Origin of the sequence: Streptomyces sp. NBC_00620 (genome assembly GCF_026341825.1) — a bacterium.
Lineage (GTDB): Bacteria > Actinomycetota > Actinomycetes > Streptomycetales > Streptomycetaceae > Streptomyces.
Map to the genome: position 1 here is coordinate 878,035 of NZ_JAPENY010000001.1, position 24,492 is coordinate 902,526.

A 24,492-nucleotide genomic window follows, 5' to 3' on the forward strand; every position below is an offset into this window, starting at 1 on the left:
ATGCCGTGGGGCCCCTCAAGAAGGGACCGCCCGACACCTGGCCCCGCGCCGTCCCGCATGATGGCCCCCAACAAGGAAGGACCGCCGATGCCGCCGCGCCGGACACCTCGGACACTCCGGGCCATACCCGCGGCCCTGGCGCTCCTCGGCCTGGCCCCGACCTGCTTGCTCGCCTCGACCCCGACCGGCGCACAAACCCCCAGGTCCGAGCCCTCGTCCGGCTCCCGAGCCCTCACGTCCCCAGCACCAGCCGGATCGCGATCGCCCGTCTCCCCGGCCGCGGACGCCGCCCTCGCGCTCCTCGTCACCCGTGGCAAGGCCCCGGCCGCGGCCCTGCTCGCCCAGGACGATTTCGGCTCACAATTCGCCGACGCCGGTGACGGAATCGACCGCTCCGACCACTTCCGCGCGGGCAGCATCACCAAGACGTTCATCGCGACCGTCGTCCTGCAACTGGCCGCCGAACACCGGCTGTCCCTGTCGGACTCCGTGGACGCCCACCTCCCGGGCCTGGTCAGCGGCGCGGGCAACGACGGCAGCCGCCTGACCCTGCGCGCCCTGCTCACCCACACCAGCGGCCTGTACGACTTCACCGCCGACACCCTGGGCACCGTCCCCGTCACCCCGCTTCAGGCCGTACGCATCGCGCTCACCCACCCCCCGGCCGACCCCGGCCGCTACGCCTACTCGAACACCAACTACGTCCTGCTCGGCATGGTCGTCGAACAGGTCACCGGCCACTCGTACGCCACCGAGGCCGAGCGCCGCATCATCACCCCTCTCCGTCTGACCGGCACATCCTTCCCGGGTGCCCGCACCTCTCTCCCCTCACCGCACGGCCGCGCATACGCCGCCGACGGCTCCGACGTCACCGAGCTCGACCCGCGCGTGGCCGGCGCGGCGGGCGAGCTGGTCACCACACTCGCCGACCTGGACCGCTTCTACGGGGCCCTGCTCGCCGGCGAGCTGCTCCCGCCCGGCCAACTGCGGGAGATGCTCAACACCCGCGCCGCACATGGCTCGTACGGCATGGGCCTCTACCCGGTGAAGCTGCCGTGCGGCACCACGGTGTGGGGGCACAACGGCCGCATATCCGGCAGCTACGTGCGCAGCGCAGCCACCGTCGACGGTCGCCGTGTCCTCACCTTCCGGGTGAACACGGACGGGATCGCAGACCCTGGCCTCGAACCGGCCCTGCTCGCCGCCGAGTTCTGCCCCCGCACCGAGTAGAACGGACACGTTCCGAGCAAAGATCCCAGCTCACGACACTCGTTCGAGTGACATCCCGGCACGGACCAGCCACACCGCCACGGCGACGACCGGACCGCCACAAGGACGGCCACGAGGACGGCTACAGCGGCACGATGTCCGGCGCCCCCAGCCGCGCCGCGTCCGCCGTCAGGTCGTCCGGCTGCCGCTGCGACTCCCGCTCGGCCTCGACCCGCTTCTCGTAGTGCTCCACTTCCCGCTCGATCTGGTCCTTGTCCCAGCCGAGCACCGGCGCCATGAGCTCCGCGGCCTCCCGCGCACTGCGCGTTCCCCGGTCGAAGGTCTCGATCGAGATGCGGGTGCGCCGGGTCAGCACGTCGTCCAGGTGCCGGGCACCCTCGTGCGAGGCGGCATAGACGATCTCGGCCCGCAGATAGTCCTCGGCGGCCGGCAAGGGCTCGCCGAGTGAGGAATCGGCGGCGATGAGGTCGAGCAACTCCTCGGCGAGCGTGCCGTACCGGTTCAACAGGTGATCCACGCGCACCACATGGAGCCCGGTGCGCGCCGCGATCCGCGCTCGCGCGTTCCACAGCGCCCGGTACCCCTCAGCGCCGAGCAGCGGAACGTCCTCGGTGACGCACTCGGCGACCCGCTGGTCGAGACCGTGCACCGCCTCGTCCACCGCGTCCTTGGCCATCACCCGGTACGTCGTGTACTTGCCGCCCGCCACGACCACGAGCCCCGGCACCGGATGCGCCACGGTGTGCTCGCGCGACAGCTTGCTGGTGGCGTCCGACTCACCGGCGAGCAGTGGCCGCAGCCCCGCGTACACACCCTGTACGTCGTCGCGGGAGAGAGGCACCGAGAGCACGGAGTTCACGTGCTCCAGCAGATAGTCGATGTCCGCGCTGGACGCCGCCGGATGGGCCTTGTCGAGGTCCCAGTCGGTGTCGGTGGTGCCGATGATCCAGTGCCGCCCCCACGGGATCACGAAGAGCACGGACTTCTCGGTACGCAGGATCAGCCCCGAAGTCGAGTTGATCCGGTCCTTCGGTACGACCAGATGGATGCCCTTGGACGCGCGTACGTGGAACTGCCCCCGCTCCCCCACCATCGCCTGGGTGTCGTCGGTCCACACCCCCGTGGCGTTCACCACCTGCTTGGCGCGGACCTCGTACTCCCCGCCCCCTTCGACATCCTGCACCTTGGCACCGACAACGCGCTCACCCTCGCGCAGGAAGCCGGTCACCCGCGCGCGGTTGGCCACCTTCGCGCCGTACGCCGCCGCCGTGCGCACCAGGGTCGCCACATAGCGGGCGTCGTCCATCTGCGCGTCGTAGTACTGCAGGGCGCCGACCAGGGCGTCCTTCTTCAGGGCGGGGGCGACGCGCAGGGCGCGGGTGCGGGACAGATGGCGGTGTGTGGGCAGTCCGCGTCCATGGCCGCTCGAAATCGACATGGCGTCGTAGAGCGCGACGCCCGAGCCCGCGTACAGCCGCTCCCAGCCCTTGTGCTGGAGCGGGTAGAGGAACGGCACGGGCTTCACGAGGTGCGGCGCGAGCCGTTCGAGGAGGAGCCCGCGTTCCTTCAGCGCCTCGCGCACCAGTGCGAAATCGAGCATCTCCAGATAGCGCAGGCCGCCGTGGATCAGCTTGCTCGACCTGCTCGACGTGCCCGACGCCCAGTCACGCGCTTCCACCAGACCTGTGGACAGGCCGCGTGTCACGGCGTCAAGGGCGGTGCCCGCACCGACCACGCCCGCGCCCACGACCAGCACATCCAGCTCACGCTCGGCCATTCCCGCCAGTGACTCGGCGCGCTCCGCCGGCCCCAGTGTCGCTGTCCTCACCGCTGCCTCCCGCTCTTGGTCGCGCGGCCTCACCCTCGGGCGGGACCCGTGCTCACATCCCCCATGCCCAAAGTCTGACCTTCTTGCCCTCCTTCGGCCACCACTCACCAGCAGCCTGTGGACAACACTCGGGGAATCTTGAACGCGCAATCCCGCAAATCGGTCATATTTACTCCTAGTCTGACATTGCGCTCGCCCGTCTTGTCCACAGGGCTTGCGCACCTGTCCCGCTTCGGCTACTGGGAAGGACGGCCCACTCCATGCCCGCAGACCTCGCCGTCATCGGACTCGGTCATCACGGCCTGCCCCTCGCCCAGGCCGCCGTCGCGGCCGGCATCCCCACACTCGGCTACAAAACCGGCCCGGAAGGCGGCTCCCTCAGCCCCGCCGAACTGCGCCGGATGCTCTCGGGGGGCTTCCGGCCCGCCACCGACCCGGCGGAACTCGGCCGCGTCCGCACCGCGGTCATCTGCGCCCCGACCTCGCGCGGCGCGGACGGCGCACTGGACCTGAGCCAGCTGGAGGCGGCCGCCCGCACCCTGGCCGCACAGCTGCGCCCGCACACCACCGTGATCCTCGAGTCACCCGTACGCCCCGGCACCACGGAGGAGTTCCTCCGCCCGCTCCTCGAAGAGGGCTCCGGACTGCGCGCGGGACGCGATTTCCACCTCGCCTACTCCCCCAGCAGGGTCGACCCCGGCAACCGCGACTTCGGCCCCGCCAACACCCCGAAGGTCATCGGCGGCCTGACGCCGGCCTGCACCGAGTCGGCCGCCGCCTTCTACGGGCGCCTCACCGACAAGGTCGTACGCGCGCGTGGAACACGCGAAGCGGAAACCGTGCAGCTCCTGGAGACCAACTTCCGGCACGTCAACATCGCCCTCGTCAACGAGATGGCCGTGCTCTGCCACGACCTGGGCGTCGACCTGTGGGACGTCATCCGCTGCGCCGAGACCAAGCCGTTCGGCTTCCAGGCGTTCCGGCCGGGCCCCGGAGTCGGCGGCCACGGAATCGCCCAGGACCTGACAGGCCACTCCGGACGCACCCTCCGGATGGTCGAACTGGCCCAGCAGGTCAACAACCACATGCCCCAGTACGTCATCCAGCGCGCCGCCACGCTCCTCAACGAGCACGGCAAATCGGCCCGCGCCGCGCGCGTGCTCCTCCTGGGCGTCACCTACAAGGCGGACCTCGCCGACCAACAGGGCACCCCCGCCCACGAGATCGCCCTGCGCTTGATGGAACTCGGCGCGTCCGTCAGCTACCACGACCCGCTCGTCCCGGCCTGGCGCGTACTCGGCCGCCCCGTCCCGCGCGCGGACTCCCTCTACGAGGCCGCGGCCGACGCCGACCTCACGATCCTGCTCCAGCAGCACCGCACGTACGACCTCCAAGGACTGTCCGTGAAGGCCCAACTCCTCCTGGACACAAGGGGAGCAACCCCCACCGGAGCGGCCCACCGGCTCTGACCCCGGAAATCCCTCTCCCGTATGTCAGTGGTGACTGCTAGTGTCCGGGGCCGTTGTCGCACACGAGTGCGCCCGCGCCCCACGCACATCAGTGCGTCCACCACCCACACCAAATTCGGGGGATATCCACCATGAGCCAGCCCACGCCGCCTTCCCAGCCCACCGAGGGCAACCCGTACGCCGCTCAGCAGCCCGTCGCCGGCAACCCCTACGCCGGCCAGCAGCCCTCGGACGGCAACCCGTTCGCGGGTCAGCAGCAGCCCACCGGCGGCAACCCGTTCGCGGGCGGCCAGCAGCCCGGCTTCGCCCCGGCGCCGCCCGCCCCGCGCCAGGGCAACCTCGCCCTCGGCATCGTGGCCGCCGTTGTCGCGGCCCTGGTGACCGCCGGCATCTACGGCGCCATCATCGGTGCCTCGGGGTACGAGATCGGCTACGCCGCGGTCGGCGTCGGCTTCCTCACAGGCCTCGCCGCGGGCAAGATCGGCGGCAGCAACCCCGTACTGCCGGTCCTGAGCGCCGCCCTCGCCCTGGGCGCCATCTACGCGGGCCAGATCATCGGTGTCGCGATGATCGGTGCCGACGAGTCCGGCATCTCCGCGACCACGCTCCTCACCGACCACTTCGACCTGGTCACCTCGGCCTGGAAGGAATCGGCCGACTTCATGACCTACCTGTTCTTCGGGATCGGCGCCTTCGCCGCCTTCTCGGGCGCCAAGAAGGCCGCCGCGTAACCCGGTTCGCGCAGCGGTTCACGCACCGGTTCACGTACGGCGAAGGGGCCCGCGTCACCACCAGGTGACCGGGCCCCTTCGCGTCGTACGAGCTGTCGTACGAGCCGTTCGTACTGCCTACCGCTTGTGCTGCGAGTCCGCCACCGTCACCTCGACGCGCTGGAACTCCTTCAGCTCGCTGTAGCCGGTGGTGGCCATGGCGCGGCGCAGGGCCCCGAAGAAGTTCATCGAGCCGTCCGGGATGTGCGAGGGGCCCGCGAGGATCTCCTCGATGGTGCCCACCGTGCCGAGGTCGACCTTCTTGCCGCGCGGCAGCTCCTCGTTGACGGCCTCCATGCCCCAGTGGTGGCCCTTGCCGGGCGCGTCGGTGGCACGGGCCAGCGGAGAGCCCATCATCACGGAGTCGGCGCCGCAGGCGATGGCCTTGGGGAGGTCGCCGGACCAGCCGACACCGCCGTCGGCGATCACGTGCACGTACCGGCCGCCGGACTCGTCCATGTAGTCACGGCGCGCGGCCGCGACGTCGGCGACCGCGGTCGCCATCGGGACCTGGATGCCCAGCACATTGCGCGTGGTGTGCGCGGCGCCGCCGCCGAAGCCGACGAGGACACCGGCCGCGCCCGTGCGCATCAGGTGCAGGGCCGCGGTGTACGTGGCGCAGCCGCCGACGATCACCGGGACGTCCAGTTCGTAGATGAACTGCTTCAGGTTGAGCGGCTCGGCGGCACCGGAGACGTGCTCCGCCGACACCGTCGTACCGCGGATGACGAAGATGTCCACGCCCGCGTCCACGACGGCCTTGGAGAACTGCGCCGTGCGCTGCGGGGACAGGGCGGCGGCGGTGACGACGCCCGAGTCGCGCACCTCCTTGATGCGCTGCCCGATCAGCTCCTCCCTGATGGGAGCCGCGTAGATCTCCTGGAGGCGACGGGTCGCGGTGTCCGCGTCAAGCTCCGCGATCTCGTCGAGCAGCGGCTGCGGGTCGTCGTACCGCGTCCACAAGCCCTCAAGGTTGAGCACGCCCAGGCCGCCCAGCTCACCGATGCGGATCGCGGTGGCCGGGGAGACGACCGAGTCCATCGGGGCGGCCAGGAAGGGCAGCTCGAAGCGGTAGGCGTCGATCTGCCAGGCGATCGAGACCTCCTTCGGGTCCCGGGTACGGCGGCTCGGGACGACGGCGATGTCGTCGAAGGCGTACGCCCGGCGGCCGCGCTTGCCGCGCCCGATCTCGATCTCAGTCACGTGTGTGGCCTTTCCCTCTTCGCTTCTGCGTCTCCCAGTATCGCCGACGCCCACGACAAGGGCGGCCCCGGGAACCCCCGGGACCGCCCTCAAGCCGTACGGCTACTGGCTACGGCTGTGGTGACGACTACTGGTACGGCTACTCGCTGCGGCTACTGGCTACGGCTGTAGTTCGGCGCCTCGACCGTCATCTGGATGTCGTGCGGGTGGCTCTCCTTGAGGCCCGCCGAGGTGATCCGTACGAAGCGGCCCTTGGTCTCCATCTCGTCGATGGAGGCGGCGCCCACGTAGCCCATGGTCTGGCGCAGGCCGCCGACGAGCTGGTGCAGCACGTTGGCCAGCGGGCCGCGGTAGGGCACCTGGCCCTCGATGCCCTCGGGGACGAGCTTGTCGTCGGAGGCCACCTCTGCCTGGAAGTAGCGGTCCTTCGAGTACGACCTGCCCTGGCCGCGCGACTGCATCGCACCGAGGGAGCCCATGCCGCGGTAGGACTTGAACTGCTTGCCGTTGATGAACTGCAGCTCGCCGGGCGACTCCTCGCAGCCCGCGAGGAGGCTGCCGAGCATCACCGTGTCGGCGCCGGCCGCGAGGGCCTTGCCGATGTCTCCGGAGTACTGCAGACCGCCGTCGCCGATCACCGGGACACCTGCGGCGCGGCCCGCGAGAGCTGCCTCGTAGATGGCGGTGACCTGCGGGACGCCGATGCCGGCGACCACACGGGTGGTACAGATCGAGCCGGGGCCCACGCCCACCTTGACGCCGTCGACACCGGCATCGATCAGGGCCTGGGCGCCGTCACGGGTGGCTACGTTGCCGCCGATCACGTCGACGCCGACGCTCGACTTGATCTTCGCCATCCAGTTGAGGGCGTTGCTGTTGTGCCCGTGCGAGGTGTCGACGATCAGGAAGTCCACGCCGGCCTCGGCCAGCGCCTGCGCGCGCTCCAGCGCCTCGGGGCTGGCTCCGACGGCGGCACCCACCAGGAGGCGGCCCTCGGCGTCCTTCGCGGCGTTCGGGTACTTCTCGGCCTTCACGAAGTCCTTGACCGTGATGAGGCCCTTGAGGACACCCGCGTCGTCGACCAGCGGAAGCTTCTCGATCTTGTGGCGGCGCAGCAGCTGCATGGCGTCGTTGCCCGAGATGCCGACCTTGCCGGTGACCAGGGGCATCGGGGTCATGACCTCGCGCACCTGGCGCGAGCGGTCGGTCTCGAAGGCCATGTCGCGGTTGGTGACGATGCCGAGCAGCTTGCCGTTGCCGTCGGTGACGGGGACACCGCTGATGCGGAACTTGGCGCACAGCGCGTCGGCCTCGCCCAGCGTCGCGTCCGGGTGCACCGTGATGGGGTCGGTGACCATGCCGGACTCGGAACGCTTCACGAGGTCGACCTGGTTGACCTGGTCCTCGATGGACAGGTTGCGGTGCAGCACGCCGACGCCGCCCTGCCGGGCCATGGCGATCGCCATGCGCGACTCGGTCACCTTGTCCATCGCGGCGGAGAGCAGCGGGATGTTCACACGCACGTTGCGCGAGATGCGGGACGAGGTGTCGACCGCGTTGGGCAGCACTTCCGAAGCGCCCGGCAGCAACAGCACGTCGTCGTAGGTCAGCCCGAGTGTCGCGAATTTAGCGGGCACTCCGTCGACGTTGGCAGTCATGACACCTTCCCCAAATGGCCTTGATCGGTGCGGATGTCCATGCTAACGGGAAGCAAGGGTCTCTCATTCCATGGCTTGGGTTGGCCTGGGGCTTCGTACTTTCGTACGGGGCGGGTGGCGTCGCCGTTCATCCACGGCGCCGGAAGCCCAGCCCTGGGCCCGAACCCGGCCTCCGCTGACCCGGCCCGCCCGGCGCGGGGCCGGTCTTCGCCGTGCAGCTACCTGCTGTCGCGGCGGAGAAAAACGCCGTCCCGGCTGGGCCATGCTCGACACCGCCGTCCGCCCGCCGTCGCGGCAGAGAAAACCTGCCGACCCGGCTGAGCCGCGCCCGGCACCGCCGTACGGCCTCCCGCCGTCGCGGCGGAGAAGAACTGCCGTCCCGGCTGGGCCACGCCCGGCACCGCCGAACACCGCCATCCGGCCTCCCGCCGTCGCGGCGGAGAAAAACCCGCCGCCCCGGCCGAGCCGCGTCCAGCACCGCCATATCGCCAGATATCGCCGCACCGCCGGACACCACCGCACCGCCAGACACCACCGTCCGGCTACCTCCGCCCCGGCGGACGCGGCGGAAAGAACCGGAAAACCCGGCCCCCGAACAACCCCCGCCTACTGCTCCGCCAACGCCCGCAGCCGGCTCAGCGCCCTGTGCTGAGCCACCCGTACCGCCCCTGGTGACATTCCCAACATCTGCCCCGTCTCCTCGGCCGTGAGGCCCACCGCGATCCTCAGCAGGAGCAGCTCGCGTTGGTTGTCGGGGAGGTTGGCCAGGAGTTTCTTGGCCCATTCGGCGTCGCTGCTGAGCAGGGCGCGCTCTTCTGGGCCGAGGGAGTCGTCGGGGCGCTCGGGCATCTCGTCCGAGGGGACCGCGGTGGAACCGGGATGGCGCATCGCGGCTCGCTGCAGGTCAGCGACCTTGTGGCCGGCGATAGCGAAGACGAACGCCTCGAAGGGGCGTCCGGTGTCCTTGTAGCGCGGCAGCGCCAGGAGCACCGCGACGCAGACCTCCTGCGCCAGGTCCTCCACGAAGTGCCGCGCGTCGCCCGGAAGCCGGGACAGACGGGTGCGGCAGTAGCGCAGCGCGAGGGGGTGAACATGAGCGAGCAGGTCGTGCGTGGCCTGCTCGTCGCCGTCGACAGCGCGATGGACGAGCGCACCGATCACCGTCGTCTCGTCGTCGCGCATCGGTCCATGGTGCCTCGGCGTCGTCCGATCCGTGGCACCGCGTCCATAGTTGTGCACCGAAGCGTTATGAGCAGGTGCGCCGGAACTCATCTCCTGCGCCCTCCCCTTCCGCTCGACCGAATCGTCCCCTAGGAACTCCACACCTCAAGGATGCGGCATCCGCCGGGAAACGGGGATCGGGCATCGAAGAGGCGCTCTCCGAGGGCCCGGCCCCGCCCGCCGCACGGCGGGCAGGGACTACTGCCGTTGTACCCCCACGGCGGCTCACTTAGCGAACCAGGCCCCACCGGAAGCCGAGCGCCACAGCGTGCGCGCGGTCCGAGGCGCCGAGCTTCTTGAAGAGCCGCCGGGCGTGCGTCTTGACGGTGTCCTCGGAGAGGAACAGCTCACGGCCGATCTCCGCGTTGGAGCGGCCGTGGCTCATGCCCTCCAGGACCTGGATCTCCCGCGCGGTGAGCGTGGGCGCGGCGCCCATCTCGGCCGACCGCAGTCTGCGCGGGGCGAGCCGCCAGGTGGGGTCGGCCAGCGCCTGGGTCACCGTCGCGCGCAGTTCGGCACGCGAGGCGTCCTTGTGCAGATAGCCGCGGGCACCGGCGGCGACGGCGAGCGCCACGCCGTCCAGGTCCTCGGCGACGGTGAGCATGATGATGCGCGCACCGGGGTCGGCGGACAACAGCCGCCGAACAGTCTCGACGCCGCCCAGACCGGGCATGCGTACGTCCATCAGAATCAGGTCCGAACGGTCGGCACCCCAGCGGCGGAGTACTTCCTCGCCGTTGGCCGCCGTCGTCACACGCTCGACGCCGGGCACTGTCGCCACCGCACGACGGAGCGCCTCTCGGGCAAGCGGGGAGTCGTCGCAGACGAGGACGGATGTCATGGCCGTCCTCCGCAGCTGATGCGCGTCACCTTGAGCCTCCAGGCTGGTACGAATCGTCATCTGTGCGGTCGACACTCGCCGACGGAAACTGCCGTCTGCCCGAGCGCTTGTTCCTTCAACCGCCTCGGCACTTCCAACGATGGTCACTCGAAAGAGTTACGGGGCAGCCGGTCGTCTTCGGCACTGTACGTGAGGGTGCGGACACGGTGCAGACATGCGGGGCGGACCCACAACCTTTCATCACAACCCATGCCCCATTTAGCCCGATTTCTTCCCTTTTGCTGGTGTCTGTGGCTAGATTCGCAATGAGTCATATTTTCATCTCCTTAGATCGTAGATGTACGGTCGGTGGGCACATAGCAGCCCAGAACGGCAACAAGGGGACACGCAATGGCAGATTTCTCCCGCCTTCCCGGTCCGAACGCGGACCTCTGGGACTGGCAGCTCCTCGCGGCTTGCCGCGGGGTCGACAGCTCGCTCTTCTTCCACCCGGAGGGCGAGCGAGGTGCGGCACGGAGCGCTCGCGAGAACTCGGCCAAAGAGGTCTGCATGCGATGCCCGGTACGCGCGGAGTGCGCGGCACACGCGCTGGCGGTGCGCGAGCCGTACGGCGTGTGGGGCGGGTTGACCGAGGACGAGCGAGAAGAGCTCATGGGACGGGCACGCAACCGGCTGGTCTCGGCGTCGGCCACTGGAAGCAGTCCCGCTTCGAACAACTGAAGGAACGTTTCTGCTGACCGGGCACGCGCACGCGTGCCCCTACTTTTCTGATGCCGCGCCCGGTATGTGCCCGCGTCCTACCGGCGCCGGGACTACCGCTGCGCGGCCCGCGCCAGCCGGTCGAGCGTCGCCGCCACCGCGGGCACCTGGGCGAGATCGGGCAGTGTGAGCGCGACGATCTCCCGCCGCACCGGGGGCTCCACCCGCACCGTGCGTGCCCCCTTCGGCCGTACGGACTCGATCGCGAGTTCCGGAAGGACCGCAACCCCCAGACCGGCGCCCACCAGGCCGACCACGGCCGGGTAGTCGTCGGTGGCGAAGTCGATACGGGGCTCGAAGCCCGCGCCGCGGCAGACCTCGACCAGTTGTCGGCGGCAGCGCGGGCAGCCCGCGATCCATGGGTCTCCGGCGAGTTCGCCGATCGCGACCGACTCGGCCCCGGCGAGGCGGTGGCTCTCGGGGACGAGCCCGACGAGCCGGTCCAGGAGCAGGGGGCGTACGACCAGGTCGTCCCACTCCTCGACGCCCGCCGCCCCCTCGTACCGGAACGCGAGCGCGATGTCGCAGTCGCCCTCGCGGAGCATCTCCACTGAGCGCGGCGGCTCGGCCTCCTCGAGGGAGACCCGGGTGCCGGGGTGCGCTGCGCGCAGGGCGGCGAGGGCCGTGGGGACGAGCGTGGAACTGCCGCTGGGGAAGGAGACGAGCCGTACGCGGCCGGCGCGCAGGCCCGCGATGGCGGCGACCTCCTCCTCGGCGGCCGTCAGTCCCGCGATGATGCCGGCCGCGTGCCGGACCAGCGCGTCGCCCGCCTGCGTCAGGCGCATCTCGCGTCCTGTGCGGACCAGCAGCGGCGTGCCGACGGACGCTTCGAGCGCCTTCATCTGCTGGCTGACGGCGGGCTGGGTGCAGCCCAGTTCGCGCCCGGCCGCCGAGAAGGAGCCGGAGGCGGCGACGGCACGCAGTACGCGGAGATGGCGGGCCTCGATCATTTTCCGAGCATAAGGGTGCCTTGGGTACGGAAGCGAATATTGCGTCGACGCTTTGGCTCCCATCGCCTAGCGTTCTCGTCATGAAGCTTCTCTCGCTGAATCTGGGCCGGGCGCGGGCCGTCGACTACACGGACCAGCCGGACGGGGTCACCGGCATCGACAAACAGCCGGTGCCGGGGCCGGTGCGGGTCGCGGCGCCCGGGCCCAAGGGGACCGGCGGGAGCGGCCTCGCCGGGGACGACGTGTGCCACAAGCGGCACCACGGCGGGGAACACCAGGCCGTGTACGCGGTCGCGCGCGAGGATCTCGACGACTGGGAACGCGAGCTGGGCCGGACGCTGCCCGCCGGCTCCTTCGGCGAGAACCTCACGACACTGGGGGTCGACGTGTCCGGGGCGCTGATCGGCGAGCGCTGGCGGATCGGGCCCGAGGTGGTCCTCGAGGTCACCTGCGGGCGCATCCCCTGCCGGACCTTCCAGGAACACGTCGGTGAGAAGGGCTGGGTGAAGCGCTTCACCCAGAAGGGGGCGCCCGGCGCGTATCTGCGTGTCGTCGAGCCCGGCGAGATCCGCTCCGGCGACCCGATCGAGATCGTGCACAGGCCGGACCACGACGTCACGGTCGCCCTCCAGTTCCGTGCGATCACGACCGAACGGGGGCTGCTGCCAAGGCTGTTGGACGCGGGCGAGGCGCTGCATCCGGAATCCCGGGCGATCGCCGAGAAATACGTGGCGACGCCCGGCGCTTAGCAGGGGTTACGCAGGCAGTCGCGCGCCCCGCGCAGAAGTGATGTGGGGCGCGCAGACGTTGGGGGCGCGGGGCGCCGGACCACAGGTCAGGTCACTAACCTTGGGCCATGACAACGGCTCTGATTACGGGATCGACCGCGGGGATCGGCGCCGCCTTCGCGCGGCGTCTGGCGGCTGACGGGCACAACCTCGTGCTGGTGGCGCGTGACACCAAGCGGCTGGGCGAGCAGGCGACCGAGCTGCACGACCGGCACGGGATCGAGGCGGAGGTGCTGACGGCGGATCTGGCCACGGACGACGGCATCGAAGCGGTGGCCGAGCGCTTGAGCGACCGCAAGAACCCGGTCGATCTGCTGGTCAACAACGCCGGTTTCGGCAACAAGGGCCGGTATCTCGACGTGTCGATCGCCGACGAGCTGAAGATGCTCAAGGTGCACTGCGAGGCGGTCCTCCGGCTGACCTCCGCGGCGACCGAGGGCATGCGCGAGCGCGGCCGTGGCGGGGTCGTCAACGTCGCGTCGGTGGCCGCGTTCCTGCCGCGGGGGACGTACGGGGCGTCCAAGGCGTGGGTCGTGCAGTTCTCGCAGGGGGCGGCGAAGGACCTGGCAGGCAGCGGCGTACGGCTGATGGCGCTGTGCCCCGGTTTCGTGCGCACCGAGTTCCACCAGCGCGCCGGGATGGGCACCGACAACATCCCCAACTGGATGTGGCTGGACGCCGACAAGCTGGTCGCCGCCGCGCTCACGGACCTGTCCCGCGGCAAGACCCTGTCGATTCCCGACCCGCGCTACAAGGTGCTGATGGGCATGGCGAAGGTGGCGCCGCGGTCGTTGCTGGGCGGTATCTCCTCCAGGACCGGGCGGAAGTACGGGCCCCAGTAGGCCAGAGGGGTGGCGCCGCCGTCCCAGTGGGACGATGGAGGTATCGACCGGACCCAGGGGGGCCGGAAGGCGGCGTCATGACATTTGTGCAGCTCATCGACTGCAAGACGGGTCGATTCGACGAGATGGACCGGCTCATGGACACATGGGTCGAGCAGACCAAGGGCAAGCGGACCGCGACGCACAGCGTCATCGGCAAGGACCGGTCCGACGCCAGGCACTTCATCGAGATCGTGGAGTTCTCGTCGTACGAGGAAGCGATGGCGAACTCGAATCTTCCCGAGACGGACAAGATCTTCCGGGAGATGGTGGCGCTCTGCGACGAGATGCCGACGTTCACGGATCTGGATGTGGTGCGGGACGAGTGGCTCTACAAGACCAACGTCCGCAATTTCTACGGGCTGGTCGCCGGCAAGGGCGAGTTGCCTTCGTGGGACGAGGTCGTCGCGGAGAACTACCACGACCACGATCCGTCCAACGAGCAGGACGTGATCGGCCTGGACGCCATGCGCCGCGAGGTGGACATGTGGCGGACCGGGTTCGACTTCACGTTCACCATCGAGGACCAGCTCGCCGACGGCGACCGGGTCTGTACGCGCTGGACCTGGAACGGCACCCACAAGGGCGACTTCATGGGGATCCCGGCCAGCGGCAGGCAGGTCGCCATGACCGGCACGACCATCCACCGGTGCACCGACGACGGCAAGCTCGCCGAGGGCTGGTGGCAGTACGACAGGCTGGGGCTGATGGCGCAGCTCGGGGCGCTGGATTCGCTGGAGCAGTGACCCGTAGCCCGTGTCGCTGGAGCAGTGACCCGTAGCCCGTAGCCCGTAGTGGATAAACGGGAGAAGCCCCCGTTCCCTGTGGGAACGGGGGCTTCCTCGGAAGCTGGTGCCTCAGTGCGAGTGGCCGTGACCGTGGCCGTGACCGGCCTCGGCCTCTTCCTCGGCCGGCTTCTCGACGACCAGGGTCTCGGTCGTGAGCAGCAGGGAGGCGATGGAGGCGGCGTTCTCCAGGGCGGAACGGGTGACCTTGACCGGGTCGATGACGCCGGCCTTGACCAGGTCGCCGTACTCGCCGGTGGCGGCGTTGAAGCCCTGGCCCTTGTCGAGCTCGGCGACCTTGGAGGTGATGACGTAACCCTCCAGGCCGGAGTTCTCGGCGATCCAGCGCAGCGGCTCGACGGCGGCCTTGCGGACGACCGCGACACCCGTGGCCTCGTCGCCGGTCTTGCCGAGGTTGCCCTCAAGGATCTTGACGGCGTGGACGAGCGCGGAGCCACCACCGGAGACGATGCCCTCCTCGACCGCGGCGCGGGTCGCGGAGATGGCGTCCTCCAGACGGTGCTTCTTCTCCTTGAGCTCCACCTCGGTGGCGGCGCCGACCTTGATCACGCACACGCCGCCGGCCAGCTTCGCGAGGCGCTCCTGGAGCTTCTCGCGGTCCCAGTCGGAGTCGGTGTTCTCGATCTCGGCCTTGATCTGGTTGACGCGGCCGACGACCTCGGAGGAGTCGCCGCCACCGTCGACGACCACGGTGTCGTCCTTGGTGATCGTGACGCGGCGGGCGGTGCCCAGCACGTCCAGACCGATCTGGTCGAGCTTGAGGCCGACCTCCTCGGCGATGACCTGACCGCCGGTGAGGGTGGCGAGGTCGCCCAGCATCGCCTTGCGGCGGTCGCCGAAGCCCGGGGCCTTCACCGCGACGGCGTTGAAGGTGCCGCGGATCTTGTTCACGACCAGGGTCGACAGGGCCTCGCCCTCGACGTCCTCGGCGATGATCAGCAGCGGCTTCGAGGCGTTGGCCTGGATGACCTTCTCGAGCAGCGGCAGCAGGTCCTGGATCGAGGAGATCTTGCCCTGGTGGATGAGGATGTACGGGTCCTCGAGGACGGCCTCCATGCGCTCCTGGTCCGTCACGAAGTACGGCGACAGGTAGCCCTTGTCGAAGGCCATGCCCTCGGTGAAGTCCAGCTCCAGACCGAAGGTGTTGGACTCCTCGACGGTGATGACACCGTCCTTGCCGACCTTGTCCATCGCCTCGGCGATGAGCTCGCCGACCTGGCTGTCCTGCGCGGACAGACCGGCGACGGCCGCGATGTCGGCCTTGTCCTCGATCGGACGGGCGGTCGCGAGGAGCTCCTCGGACACGGCCTTGACGGCGGCGTCGATGCCCTTCTTGAGGAGGGCGGGGGACGCGCCGGCGGCGACGTTCTTGAGGCCCTCGCGTACGAGCGCCTGGGCGAGCACGGTGGCGGTGGTCGTACCGTCACCCGCGATGTCGTTGGTCTTGGTCGCCACCTCCTTCACCAGCTGGGCACCGAGGTTCTCGAACGGGTCGTCGAGCTCGACCTCACGCGCGATGGTGACGCCGTCGTTGGTGATGGTGGGAGCGCCGAACTTCTTGTCGATGACGACGTTGCGGCCCTTGGGGCCGATCGTCACCTTGACCGTGTCGGCAAGCTTGTTGACGCCGCGCTCGAGGGCGCGACGGGCGTCCTCGTCGAACTTCAGGATCTTCGCCATGGGAGCGATTCAGCCCTCTCGAAACTCTGGAAAATCTGGGGAGAACGAACGGCGCCCCCGACGCCCGGCTACTTGAGGTCGCGGGGGGCCAGGGGCGCAGTTCACTACAAAACCGGTTGGGTACCGGGGTGAATTACTTCTCGATGATCGCGAGAACGTCGCGAGCCGAGAGGACGAGGTACTCCTCGCCGTTGTACTTCACCTCGGTGCCGCCGTACTTGCTGTACAGCACGATGTCGCCGACAGCGACGTCGAGCGGAAGACGGTTACCGTCCTCGAAACGGCCCGGGCCCACGGCAAGGACGACGCCCTCCTGGGGCTTCTCCTTCGCGGTGTCCGGGATGACCAGGCCAGAGGCCGTGGTCTGCTCGGCTTCGAGCGGCTGGACCACAATGCGGTCCTCGAGCGGCTTGATGGCAACCTTGGAGCTGGTGGTCGTCACGATCCGACCTCCCCCTTCGGAGATCTCACGGGGTTAACTGTCTGAGGTGGCGACCAGGTGGACCCGTCGTCGCGGGAGCCGGATCTACCTGTCGTCATTGGCACTCTCCAGTGGGGAGTGCCAGACCCGAGACTATGACCGCGATTAGCACTCGGTCAAGCGGAGTGCCAACGCGGCGCTCACGAGCCCATCGGATCCCGAGCGGAATCACAGCCCCCGGACACGTCACAGGTAGTCCTCGAGCCGCGCCGGCGTGAACCCTTCCGCCTGGACTTGGCGCAGCAGCTCGACCGTCGCCTCCGTGAGGTTCGGGTGCTCGGAGCCGGACAGGATGTCGCCCGGCCGCAGGGGGCCCGCGTCGGCGTCCCGCCCCCGCACGACGGCGGCGATCCCGCAGTCGGCGGCGGCCCGCAGCGTGGTGGTGTCGTACGTGCCGTACGGGGGCCGCAGGAAGCGGGGGCGGATGCCGAAGCGCTCCTTGAGCTTGTTCTGCTGGCCGCAGATCTCGGCGCGCTGGCCGGCGTACGGCAGGCCCCGCAGGGAGGGGTGGTCGAGGGTGTGGTTCTGCACGGTCGCGCCGACCGCCCGCAGCCGCGCGAAGTGTCCGTACCCCGGCCCGACCACGCTGTCCGTGACGAACATGCTGACCGGCAGCCGCAGTTCACGGACCAGGTCGACGAACCGCGGATCCCGTTCGGCACCGTCGTCGTACGTCAGGAAGACCACCTTGTCGCGGGTGGGCACGCGGTCCACGACCGGCGCGAGGCCCGGGCCCGCGGTGCGCGCGGTGACCCGGGCGGACGGTTTCGGCGCGGGGACGAGCGGCGCGGAAAGGCCCCAGCGGCGGTACGTCGCCAGGGTCGGCCCGTGCGAGCGCGCTTTGCTCACCTCGTGCGCCGCCTTCTTGCCCAGCCGTTCGATCGGGTCGACGGACTGGGCACAGCCCGTAAGGAGTACGGCGGCGAGCGCCCCGGAAAGGAGCGCGTACGGCCGCGACCTCACAGGTAGTCCTCCAAGCGCGCCACCGCGTACCCCTTGTCGGTCACCATCTTCATGAAGCGGCGGACCATGTCGGGCATCGTGCCCTTCCAGTCCTCCTTGCCGCGGAAGTGGCTGAGGACGATGTCGCCGGGGTTCAGATCGCGGTCCCACTCGCGGTACTCCCAGTGGTCGACGAAGATCTCCTCGTTCCACAGCGGGGCCGCCTTGATGCCGCAGGCCTTGGCCGCGCGCAGGGTGTCCTCGTTGTAGTTGCCGAACGGCGGCCGGAAGAGCGTGGGGCGCTTGCCGAACTGCTTCTTCATCACGTCCTGCATGCCGCAGATCTCGCGCTTCTGGCGTTCGTAGGAAAGCCCGGGCAGGTAGGGGTGGTGGAGCGTGTGGTTGTTGAGTACGACGCCACGGTCGCGCATCTTGCGGAAGTACCCGTAGTCCTCCTTGACCAGGTAGTCGCTGAGGAAGGCGGTGTACGGGATCTTCAGGTCGCTCATCATCCGCAGGAACGCGGGGTCCTTCTCGGCGCCGTCGTCGATGGTGAGGAAGACGACCTTGTCCTTGGTGGGGATGGTCGTGAAGACCGGCGGCAGATCCTCGCCGTCCTCGACCTCGAAGCCGTCGCGGAACTCGATGACCGGCTTCTTGGCGGGGGCCGGCGGCGCGGTAAGCGGTGTCTTGGCAAGGCCCCAGCGCTTGGCCGCGGCGGCCCGTGCGGCCTGCGCGCGGCGGAGCTTGGCGGCGTAGGAGTCGAGGGCACGGGCGGCGGGTGGCGCCTGCGGCGCTTGGGGTGCCTGGCGGCCGGGCGCCGGTTTCACGGGCTTGGAGCCGGCGCTCTCGGCGCAGCCGGACACGAGGGCGGCGAGGGTGAGCGCAGCGATGCCGCTCCGGACAACCGTCAACTTCATACCGTTTTTGTAATTTTGTCGTACTGATCGCATGGCGCCGGATCCTCCCAGGCCATGGCCCGTACGGGGCCACGACACCGCGGCCGGACGCGCGCCGTCCACCGACTGGCCCACAATGGCCCGGTGAACGACCTCGATCCGCCGTCCCCCCTCGCCTCCTTCGCCTCCCTGCTCACCCCCGAGGGCCGCGCCCTGCTCGACGAGGTGCGCGGCACCGACCCGGCGCGCGAACTGGCCGTCGCCACCCGGCTGCGCCGCGAGCACCCGGCCGAGCTGGTCTCGGCGGCCCTCGGGCAGGCGCGGCTGCGGCAGCGGGCGGCGGCGAAGTTCGGCGCCGAGGACGCGGAGCGGATGTTCTTCACCCCCAACGGGGTCGAGCAGTCGACCCGTACGACGGTCGCGGCGCACCGCGCGGAGCGGCTGCGCGCCCTCGGCGTCCGCTCGGTCGCCGACCTCTGTTCCGGCATCGGCGGCGACGCGATCGCGCTCGCCCGCGCCGGGATCCGGGTCCTCGCCGTCGACCGGGACCCGCTGACGGTGGCGGTGGCACGCGCGAACGCCGACGCGCTCGGCCTCACCGGCCTGATCGAGGTCCGCGAGGCGGATGTCACCGAGGTGGACGTGTCCGCGTACGAGGCCGTCTTCGTGGACCCCGCGCGCCGGGGCGGCCGAGGCCGGATCTTCGACCCGGAGGCCTACTCACCGCCCCTGTCCTGGGCGGTCGGCACGGCTTCGAAGGCTCCGCTCGCCGCACTGAAGATCGCTCCCGGCATCCCGCACGAGGCGATCCCCGCCGAGGCCGAGGCCGAGTGGATCTCGGACGGCGGCGACGTGAAGGAGGCGGTGCTGTGGTTCGGCACCGAGCCGGGGCTTGTGCGGGCCACGCTGCTGCCGGGGCCGCGGGAGGTACGGGGGCGCGGGCTGCCGGATCCGGCGGTGCGGTCCGTCGGGCGGTATCTGTACGAGCCCGACGGCGCCGTCATTCGCGCCCACCTGGTCGCGGAGGTGGCCGAGGAGCTCGACGGCGGACTGATCGACGAGACGATCGCGTACATCACGGCGGACGAGGCACGTCCGACGCCGTACGCCTCCGGCTACGAGATCACCGACCAACTCCCCTTCGGCGTGAAGAAGTTGAAGGCGCTGCTGCGGGAGCGGCAGGTCGGCGTACTGACGGTGAAGAAGCGGGGGTCGGCGGTCGAGCCGGAGGAGTTGCGGCGGAAGGTTCTACCGAAGGCGCAGGGTCCGAATTCGGCGACGGTGTTCATGACTCGGGTCGCGGGGGCGCCGACGATGCTGGTGGGGCACCCGCTGGCGGGCTGATCCCGCCGGGTCAGGACCGCCCACCAGGTCAGGACCGCGGCGGGCCCAGCTCCCGGACCCGCGCCCGCAGGAGGTCCCTCTCCTGCTCGTTGCGCGTCAGCGCGATCGCCCGCTCGAACTCCGCCCGCGCCTCCGCCGTACGCCCGAGCCGGGCGAGCAGATCCCCGCGGACGCTGGGCAGCAAGTGGTAGTCACGGAGGGCGGGTTCGGCGGTGAGGGTGTCGATCAGGGCGAGGGCCGGCTCCGGGCCCTCCGCCATGGAGATGGCCACGGCACGGTTCAACTCGACCACGGGCGACGGGGAACGGGCCGCGAGCAGGCCGTACAGGGTGGCGATCCGATCCCAGTCCGTGTCCTCGTAGGCGTACGCCTGCGCGTGGCACGCGGCGATGGCGGCCTGGAGGGCGTACGGGCCGGGTCCGGTGGTGGTGACGGCGTTCGAGCGACCCAGGGCGGCGAAACCCCGGCGGATCAGCATGCGGTTCCAGCGGCGGCGGTTCTGGTCCTTGAGGAGGACCGGCTCGCCCGACGGGCCCGTGCGGGCGGCCGCGCGTGAGGTCTGGAGCTCCAACAGGGCGGCCAGCCCGTGCACTTCGGGCTCCTTCGGCATCAACTCGGCCAGCACTCGGGCCAGTCGGAGGGCGTCCTCGCACAGCCCGGGGCGCAGCCAGTCCTCGCCCTCGGTGGCCGCGTACCCCTCGTTGAAGATCAGGTAGATGACCTCCAGTACGGACCCGAGACGGGCCTCCCGCTCCGGGCCGTACGGCACCTCGAAGGCGACCCCCTGCGTCGCCAGTTTCCGCTTGGCGCGCACGATGCGCTGGGCGATCGTCGCCTCCGGGGCGAGGTAGGCGCGGGCGATCTCGGGGGTGGTCAGGCCGCCGAGCAGCCGCAGCGTGAGGGCGATGCGGGCCTCGGCGGAGAGGACGGGGTGGCAGGCGGTGAAGACGAGCCGCAGCAGGTCGTCGTCGATGTCGTCCGGGTCGGAGGGTTCCTCGAAAGGGATGGTCGTGTCCGCGTCGCGCCCGATCTCCGCCAGCTTGCGCGCGTACCGCTCCTCGCGGCGTACGAGATCGATCGCGCGGCGCTTGGCCGTGGTCATGAGCCAGGCCCCCGGGTTGTCCGGGACTCCCTCACGCGGCCACTGCTCCAGCGCTGCGACCAGCGCGTCCTGCGCCAGCTCCTCCGCGATGCCGACGTCTCGTACGATCCGGGCGACGCCGGCGATGATGCGCGGCGACTCGATCCGGAAGACGGTTTCGATGGCACCCGATGCGGCGGCGGGGGGCTGCTCTGTCACAGCCCCCCATAAGACACCCCCGGCGCCCTCAGGCCAAGGACCCGCTCAGCCCTCCGCGATCTCCCGCACCTCGGACGTGACGGTCCAGTGCTCCTCGTGGATCTTCAGGAAGCGCTTGGTCCACTCGATCGCCTCGGCCTTGTCCTTGGCCTGGATGATCGCGTAGCCGCCGACGACCTCCTTGGACTCGGTGAACGGGCCGTCGGTGACGGTCAGTTCGCCCTTCTCCCAGCGGACGCGGGTGCCCTGCGAGGTGGGGGTGAGCCCGGCGGTGTCCAGCATCACGCCCGCCTTGGTCATCTCCTCGATCAGCTCACCCATCCGCTGCATCAGTTCGGGGCTGGGGCCCTCGGCGGGCGCGTTGGCCTCGTCGATCTGGACCATCGACAGGTAGCGCGGCATGGTGACTCCTTCGGTACGGAGACGGGGCTTGTTCCCGCCTCTCACCCTTGCGTCGAACGGGAGACGTCTGTCTCGACACCGTCGCCGGAATTCTTCGACGTTTCCTCCGGGACAACTTCAGTCGGCGAAGTCCTTCAGCTTCTCGGTGTCCAGCGTGATCCCGACGGGATCGGGCAGCTCGATCACGGCGCCGAAAGGCCGAGCGGTACATGAGCGGTATTTGCCGTCCTCCGGATCCGAATACACGGTGACAGCCGCAGCTTCCCTGTCGATCAACAGGTAGACGGGGATGCTCGTGGCCGCGTAGGCCTCTGGCTTCTCGATCCGGTCCCGCCGGGTGGCATCGCTGTCGGGGGACGTGACCTCGACAACCATCAGGACACCGTCGGGCTCCGCCCACTCACCCTTTCCGGCGAAGTACTCCTCGGGTACCAGTGCACCGTCAGGCCGGGCTCGCCCCTGGCGGTACGCCTCGACCTTGAGGCCCTGTTCCGGATAGAGGAACAGCTCAGGGCGATGCTGCATGCACCGCCTGAGAAGCCAGGCGACCATCTCGCCGTGATTCCCGTCCGGCACGGCTTTGACCCCGATCTTCCCGTTCAAGAACTCCAGGCGCGCCGTCTCGTGCGCAAGGAGGGCAAGCTCTTCGAAATCCTCGATGCCCATCTGGGGGTGGTCGGACGTACTGGGGGTCATGGCGTCGCCTCCTCCCCTCCATCCTGCCCCGGCTACGGGCGGACCGTGCTGCAAGGTCGTCACGCGCCTGCTCCTTTCTCTGTACGTGTCCCAGTGCGCAGGGCAGCCCGCAGCCGCCCCGCATGGGCGTGAACCCGGTCCGCCGGGAGGGCGGGCCGCCCTCCCCAGCAGCCCCCGCACAACCCGCCCGACAGCCCGCCGTCCCCGCCCGGCTCGCCGCACGCCGTGCAGACCACCTCGTAGCGGGCACACGACGGAGGCTGCGGCTCGGGTGGCAGCTTGGCGAGCAGCCGAGCCCGTACGAAACCGTGCGCGTGTGCCACCCGCTCCGGGAGCCCCGCCGTCACCGCCGCGACGAGCTGCGCCTCACCCGCGCCCCGCGCGAACCACTCGGCAGCCTGCTCCTCCAACGCCCCGCACTCCCCAGCCGAGAGCGTGAGGCGCGCGTCGATCCGCCCGAGCCGGGCCAGCACGCCGTACGCGGCCGAGCGCGCCGCTTGCGGCGAGGGCGCGGTGACCGGTGCCTCGCCGGCGAGGAAGGCGTCCCACCAGGCGTCATCACGCGCGGTACGCGAGAAGAAGGTGTGCCACACCCAGCGGGGGCAGCCGTCGACGGTGACAGGACGGCGTACCCGGCGCAGATGGCCTGCCACGGAGAGGTTGTTGAGGGCGGTGCCGATGGCGCACTGGCCGTACGAGAGATGCTTGGCCAGCGTCTTGATGGAGATGTCCGCCTCGTCGTCGAGCCGGTCGAGATACCCGGCGATCGATGCCTCGCGGACGGGCAGATGTGCGAAGTCCCGGCCGGTACGGGGCTCTTGGTCGGGCGCCGACTTTTTTCCGTACCCGGGATTGGCCTTGGGGTGAGCGGACGGGCGCGGGGCAGCACTAAGCTGGGCGGTAGCCATGGATCGACTCTGCTTTCGATCTTGTTGGTCAGACCCCCGCGTGGTGCGACAACACCCACGGGGGTCGATGCTTTCCCGGCGCACGCTACACGCTCGCCACGCTCCGCCGCGACACGATCACAAAAAGTCATCTTCCCTGGCCCGGGCGGCACTTGGGCCGCCACCAAGGGAGGGTGGGTGGGTTGAGCCACCCACCCATTCCTTGCAAAAAGAATCTCGAATCCCGGCCCCCGAAGCTCAAGCCCCGACGTGCGAACTACTCCGGCGAACACTCATCGCAGCGACTCCCACAGCTCGCTCGCCTCCGGCTCCTGAGCCACCACCCTGTTCGGGTCCGACGCCGCAGTCACCACCGGCATGGTGACCGTCTTGAGCGCGTCCGAGGGCAGGGACTTCAGGCTCTGGCCGAGGCTCATCAGTTCGCTCAGCGAGTCGAGGCCGGTGTCGGTCGTGAGGCTGCCGGTGACGGCGTCGGCGACCTTGTACAGCTTGGCGGGGTCGGTGAGCAGGTTGGTCGAGGAGATCTGCTCCAACAGGGCCTTCACCAGGGTCTGTTGGAGGCCTATTCGGCCCAGGTCGCTGCCGTCGCCTATGCCGTGCCGGGTGCGGGCGAGCGCCAGCGCCGTGGCGCCGTCGAGGTGGTGTTCGCCGGCCTTCAGGTGGAGGTGGCTGTCGTCGTCGTCGATGTCCTCGTCCGTCGTGACGGTGACGCCGCCGAGCGCGTCCACGAGATCCGCGAAGCCGGAGAAGTCGATCTCGATGAAGTGGTCCATGCGGACGTTGGTGATGGACTCGACCGTCTTCACGGCGCAGACCGGACCGCCCACCGAGTACGCGCTGTTGAACATCGAGCCGTACGCCACCGAGGTCGTCCCGCCGGAGGAGGTGGGGCACGACGGGCGGGTGACCAGGGTGTCGCGCGGGATGCTGACCACCGTCGCCGCCGTACGGCCCTCGTCTATGTGCACGACCATCGCGGTGTCCGAGCGGGCTCCCGAGCTGCTGCCGCCGCCCAGCGCCGCGTTCGCCTCGCCGCTGCGGGAGTCGGAGCCGAGGACCAGGATGTTGAGCGCCCCGCTGGGGAGCGGGGTCGCGGAGGCGGAGGAGGAGGCCGACGGGGTCGAGACGGCCTTCGGCGGGCGGTCGTCGCCGAGCGCGCTGTTGATGTCGACGCTCTTGATGTTCTGGTTCAGGTGCCAGTAGGCCCAGCCCGCCCCGGCGACGGAGAGTACGAGGGCGCCGGCGAACACGATGCCGGCGGCTTTCAGCAGGCCCCGCCGTCGGCCCCCGCGTCTTTCGACGCCCTCGTTTTCGTCCCCGCGCTCGTCTTCAGAAGTCACGCGGAGGAACATAAGTCCGAATTATTACGAGCAGGAACACCTTCTGGGGTTTCCTTCGGAAAATCTCAGACTTCTCAGCCGTGGCTAAGGCTTGAA

At 69.9% G+C, this 24,492-nt stretch carries 23 protein-coding genes; 8 read left to right on the forward strand and 15 right to left on the reverse strand.

What is annotated here, in order from left to right:
* Positions 1-87: 87 nt before the first annotated feature.
* The gene (locus OG246_RS03850) at positions 88-1,230 is read left to right on the forward strand and encodes a serine hydrolase (protein WP_266455814.1); all 1,143 of its coding nucleotides are present in this window, start codon (positions 88-90) and stop codon (positions 1,228-1,230) included.
* A 121-nt stretch (positions 1,231-1,351) separates the two neighbouring features.
* Here the strand turns inward: OG246_RS03850 and OG246_RS03855 are convergent, their stop codons facing one another.
* Entirely contained in the window at positions 1,352-3,058 is a 1,707-nt protein-coding gene (locus OG246_RS03855) for a glycerol-3-phosphate dehydrogenase/oxidase (RefSeq protein WP_266455817.1), read from the reverse strand.
* Between the two features lie 260 nt (positions 3,059-3,318).
* Here OG246_RS03855 and OG246_RS03860 point away from each other — a divergent pair, with 260 nt between their 5' ends.
* Both OG246_RS03860 and OG246_RS03865 read left to right on the forward strand, forming a co-directional pair.
* Positions 3,319-4,527 carry a nucleotide sugar dehydrogenase gene (locus tag OG246_RS03860; RefSeq protein WP_266455820.1) on the forward strand — a complete coding sequence of 403 codons (1,209 nt, stop codon included), beginning with the start codon at positions 3,319-3,321 and terminating at the stop codon, positions 4,525-4,527.
* Between the two features lie 131 nt (positions 4,528-4,658).
* On the forward strand, positions 4,659-5,258 hold the full coding sequence (locus OG246_RS03865; RefSeq protein WP_266455823.1) for a hypothetical protein: 600 nt from the start codon (positions 4,659-4,661) through the stop codon (positions 5,256-5,258).
* 117 nt (positions 5,259-5,375) lie between these two features.
* Here the strand turns inward: OG246_RS03865 and OG246_RS03870 are convergent, their stop codons facing one another.
* The 4 genes from OG246_RS03870 to OG246_RS03885 all read right to left on the reverse strand — a co-directional run bounded on the left by OG246_RS03870 (position 5,376) and on the right by OG246_RS03885 (position 10,220).
* A complete protein-coding gene (locus tag OG246_RS03870; protein ID WP_266455826.1) occupies positions 5,376-6,500 on the reverse strand; it encodes a GuaB3 family IMP dehydrogenase-related protein in 1,125 nt (374 codons plus the stop codon).
* 152 nt (positions 6,501-6,652) lie between these two features.
* Positions 6,653-8,158 (reverse strand): IMP dehydrogenase, encoded by a 1,506-nt coding sequence (gene guaB, locus OG246_RS03875; RefSeq protein ID WP_266455829.1) that lies wholly within the window; start codon positions 8,156-8,158, stop codon positions 6,653-6,655.
* Between the two features lie 606 nt (positions 8,159-8,764).
* Positions 8,765-9,340 carry a sigma-70 family RNA polymerase sigma factor gene (locus tag OG246_RS03880; RefSeq protein ID WP_266455832.1) on the reverse strand — a complete coding sequence of 192 codons (576 nt, stop codon included), beginning with the start codon at positions 9,338-9,340 and terminating at the stop codon, positions 8,765-8,767.
* 268 nt (positions 9,341-9,608) lie between these two features.
* Complete coding sequence (locus OG246_RS03885) at positions 9,609-10,220, reverse strand: response regulator transcription factor (protein ID WP_003948568.1); 612 nt, start codon at positions 10,218-10,220, stop codon at positions 9,609-9,611.
* Positions 10,221-10,610: 390 nt separating this feature from the next.
* Here OG246_RS03885 and OG246_RS03890 point away from each other — a divergent pair, with 390 nt between their 5' ends.
* Positions 10,611-10,940 carry a WhiB family transcriptional regulator gene (locus OG246_RS03890; protein WP_266455834.1) on the forward strand — a complete coding sequence of 110 codons (330 nt, stop codon included), beginning with the start codon at positions 10,611-10,613 and terminating at the stop codon, positions 10,938-10,940.
* Between the two features lie 92 nt (positions 10,941-11,032).
* Here OG246_RS03890 and OG246_RS03895 read toward each other — a convergent pair whose 3' ends face one another.
* Positions 11,033-11,929: a LysR family transcriptional regulator gene (locus tag OG246_RS03895; RefSeq protein ID WP_266455835.1), complete on the reverse strand. Its 897-nt coding sequence runs from the start codon at positions 11,927-11,929 to the stop codon at positions 11,033-11,035.
* 80 nt (positions 11,930-12,009) lie between these two features.
* On the opposite strand from OG246_RS03895, the gene OG246_RS03900 reads away from it, so the two are divergent.
* The 3 genes from OG246_RS03900 to OG246_RS03910 all read left to right on the forward strand — a co-directional run bounded on the left by OG246_RS03900 (position 12,010) and on the right by OG246_RS03910 (position 14,344).
* A complete protein-coding gene (locus OG246_RS03900) occupies positions 12,010-12,678 on the forward strand; it encodes an MOSC domain-containing protein (protein ID WP_266455838.1) in 669 nt (222 codons plus the stop codon).
* Positions 12,679-12,785: 107 nt separating this feature from the next.
* Complete coding sequence (locus OG246_RS03905; protein ID WP_266455841.1) at positions 12,786-13,559, forward strand: SDR family oxidoreductase; 774 nt, start codon at positions 12,786-12,788, stop codon at positions 13,557-13,559.
* A 77-nt stretch (positions 13,560-13,636) separates the two neighbouring features.
* Positions 13,637-14,344, forward strand: a complete 708-nt coding sequence (locus OG246_RS03910) for an ester cyclase (protein ID WP_266455844.1) — start codon at positions 13,637-13,639, stop codon at positions 14,342-14,344.
* A 111-nt stretch (positions 14,345-14,455) separates the two neighbouring features.
* Here the strand turns inward: OG246_RS03910 and groL are convergent, their stop codons facing one another.
* From groL to OG246_RS03930, 4 genes are all read right to left on the reverse strand, one after another.
* The gene (gene groL / locus OG246_RS03915; protein WP_266455847.1) at positions 14,456-16,084 is read right to left on the reverse strand and encodes a chaperonin GroEL; all 1,629 of its coding nucleotides are present in this window, start codon (positions 16,082-16,084) and stop codon (positions 14,456-14,458) included.
* A gap of 133 nt (positions 16,085-16,217) precedes the next feature.
* Positions 16,218-16,526 (reverse strand): co-chaperone GroES, encoded by a 309-nt coding sequence (gene groES / locus OG246_RS03920; RefSeq protein WP_266455850.1) that lies wholly within the window; start codon positions 16,524-16,526, stop codon positions 16,218-16,220.
* Between the two features lie 225 nt (positions 16,527-16,751).
* Entirely contained in the window at positions 16,752-17,528 is a 777-nt protein-coding gene (locus OG246_RS03925) for a polysaccharide deacetylase family protein (RefSeq protein WP_266455853.1), read from the reverse strand.
* Positions 17,525-18,460, reverse strand: a complete 936-nt coding sequence (locus OG246_RS03930) for a polysaccharide deacetylase family protein (protein ID WP_266455856.1) — start codon at positions 18,458-18,460, stop codon at positions 17,525-17,527. Before OG246_RS03930 ends, OG246_RS03925 begins: the two co-directional genes overlap by 4 nt.
* Positions 18,461-18,550: 90 nt before the next feature.
* On the opposite strand from OG246_RS03930, the gene OG246_RS03935 reads away from it, so the two are divergent.
* On the forward strand, positions 18,551-19,750 hold the full coding sequence (locus OG246_RS03935; RefSeq protein WP_266455859.1) for an SAM-dependent methyltransferase: 1,200 nt from the start codon (positions 18,551-18,553) through the stop codon (positions 19,748-19,750).
* A gap of 28 nt (positions 19,751-19,778) precedes the next feature.
* On the opposite strand, the gene OG246_RS03940 is transcribed toward OG246_RS03935, so the two are convergent.
* The 5 genes from OG246_RS03940 to OG246_RS03960 form a co-directional block, all read right to left on the reverse strand.
* Positions 19,779-21,050, reverse strand: coding sequence for an RNA polymerase sigma factor (locus OG246_RS03940; protein ID WP_266455861.1), 1,272 nt, complete (start codon positions 21,048-21,050; stop codon positions 19,779-19,781).
* Positions 21,051-21,095: 45 nt separating this feature from the next.
* Complete coding sequence (locus tag OG246_RS03945) at positions 21,096-21,452, reverse strand: YciI family protein (RefSeq protein ID WP_266455864.1); 357 nt, start codon at positions 21,450-21,452, stop codon at positions 21,096-21,098.
* 117 nt (positions 21,453-21,569) lie between these two features.
* Entirely contained in the window at positions 21,570-22,148 is a 579-nt protein-coding gene (locus OG246_RS03950) for a Uma2 family endonuclease (protein ID WP_266455867.1), read from the reverse strand.
* Positions 22,149-22,207: 59 nt separating this feature from the next.
* The gene (locus OG246_RS03955; protein ID WP_266455870.1) at positions 22,208-23,056 is read right to left on the reverse strand and encodes a hypothetical protein; all 849 of its coding nucleotides are present in this window, start codon (positions 23,054-23,056) and stop codon (positions 22,208-22,210) included.
* Positions 23,057-23,328: 272 nt separating this feature from the next.
* On the reverse strand, positions 23,329-24,408 hold the full coding sequence (locus OG246_RS03960; RefSeq protein ID WP_266455873.1) for an LCP family protein: 1,080 nt from the start codon (positions 24,406-24,408) through the stop codon (positions 23,329-23,331).
* Positions 24,409-24,492 lie beyond the last annotated feature (84 nt).

Bases quoted from the DNA above. Each gene is read 5' to 3' on its own strand.
- OG246_RS03895 (WP_266455835.1), bottom strand. From the start codon at position 11,929: ATGATCGAGGCCCGCCATCTCCGCGTACTGCGTGCCGTCGCCGCCTCC.
- OG246_RS03885 (WP_003948568.1), bottom strand. From the start codon at position 10,220: ATGACATCCGTCCTCGTCTGCGACGACTCCCCGCTTGCCCGAGAGGCG.
- OG246_RS03960 (WP_266455873.1), bottom strand. From the start codon at position 24,408: ATGTTCCTCCGCGTGACTTCTGAAGACGAGCGCGGGGACGAAAACGAG.
- OG246_RS03930 (WP_266455856.1), bottom strand. From the start codon at position 18,460: ATGCGATCAGTACGACAAAATTACAAAAACGGTATGAAGTTGACGGTT.
- OG246_RS03865 (WP_266455823.1), top strand. From the start codon at position 4,659: ATGAGCCAGCCCACGCCGCCTTCCCAGCCCACCGAGGGCAACCCGTAC.
- OG246_RS03900 (WP_266455838.1), top strand. From the start codon at position 12,010: ATGAAGCTTCTCTCGCTGAATCTGGGCCGGGCGCGGGCCGTCGACTAC.
- OG246_RS03905 (WP_266455841.1), top strand. From the start codon at position 12,786: ATGACAACGGCTCTGATTACGGGATCGACCGCGGGGATCGGCGCCGCC.
- OG246_RS03880 (WP_266455832.1), bottom strand. From the start codon at position 9,340: ATGCGCGACGACGAGACGACGGTGATCGGTGCGCTCGTCCATCGCGCT.
- OG246_RS03910 (WP_266455844.1), top strand. From the start codon at position 13,637: ATGACATTTGTGCAGCTCATCGACTGCAAGACGGGTCGATTCGACGAG.
- OG246_RS03850 (WP_266455814.1), top strand. From the start codon at position 88: ATGCCGCCGCGCCGGACACCTCGGACACTCCGGGCCATACCCGCGGCC.
- OG246_RS03945 (WP_266455864.1), bottom strand. From the start codon at position 21,452: ATGCCGCGCTACCTGTCGATGGTCCAGATCGACGAGGCCAACGCGCCC.
- OG246_RS03955 (WP_266455870.1), bottom strand. From the start codon at position 23,056: ATGGCTACCGCCCAGCTTAGTGCTGCCCCGCGCCCGTCCGCTCACCCC.
- OG246_RS03950 (WP_266455867.1), bottom strand. From the start codon at position 22,148: ATGACCCCCAGTACGTCCGACCACCCCCAGATGGGCATCGAGGATTTC.
- groL (WP_266455847.1), bottom strand. From the start codon at position 16,084: ATGGCGAAGATCCTGAAGTTCGACGAGGACGCCCGTCGCGCCCTCGAG.
- guaB (WP_266455829.1), bottom strand. From the start codon at position 8,158: ATGACTGCCAACGTCGACGGAGTGCCCGCTAAATTCGCGACACTCGGG.
- OG246_RS03860 (WP_266455820.1), top strand. From the start codon at position 3,319: ATGCCCGCAGACCTCGCCGTCATCGGACTCGGTCATCACGGCCTGCCC.
- OG246_RS03890 (WP_266455834.1), top strand. From the start codon at position 10,611: ATGGCAGATTTCTCCCGCCTTCCCGGTCCGAACGCGGACCTCTGGGAC.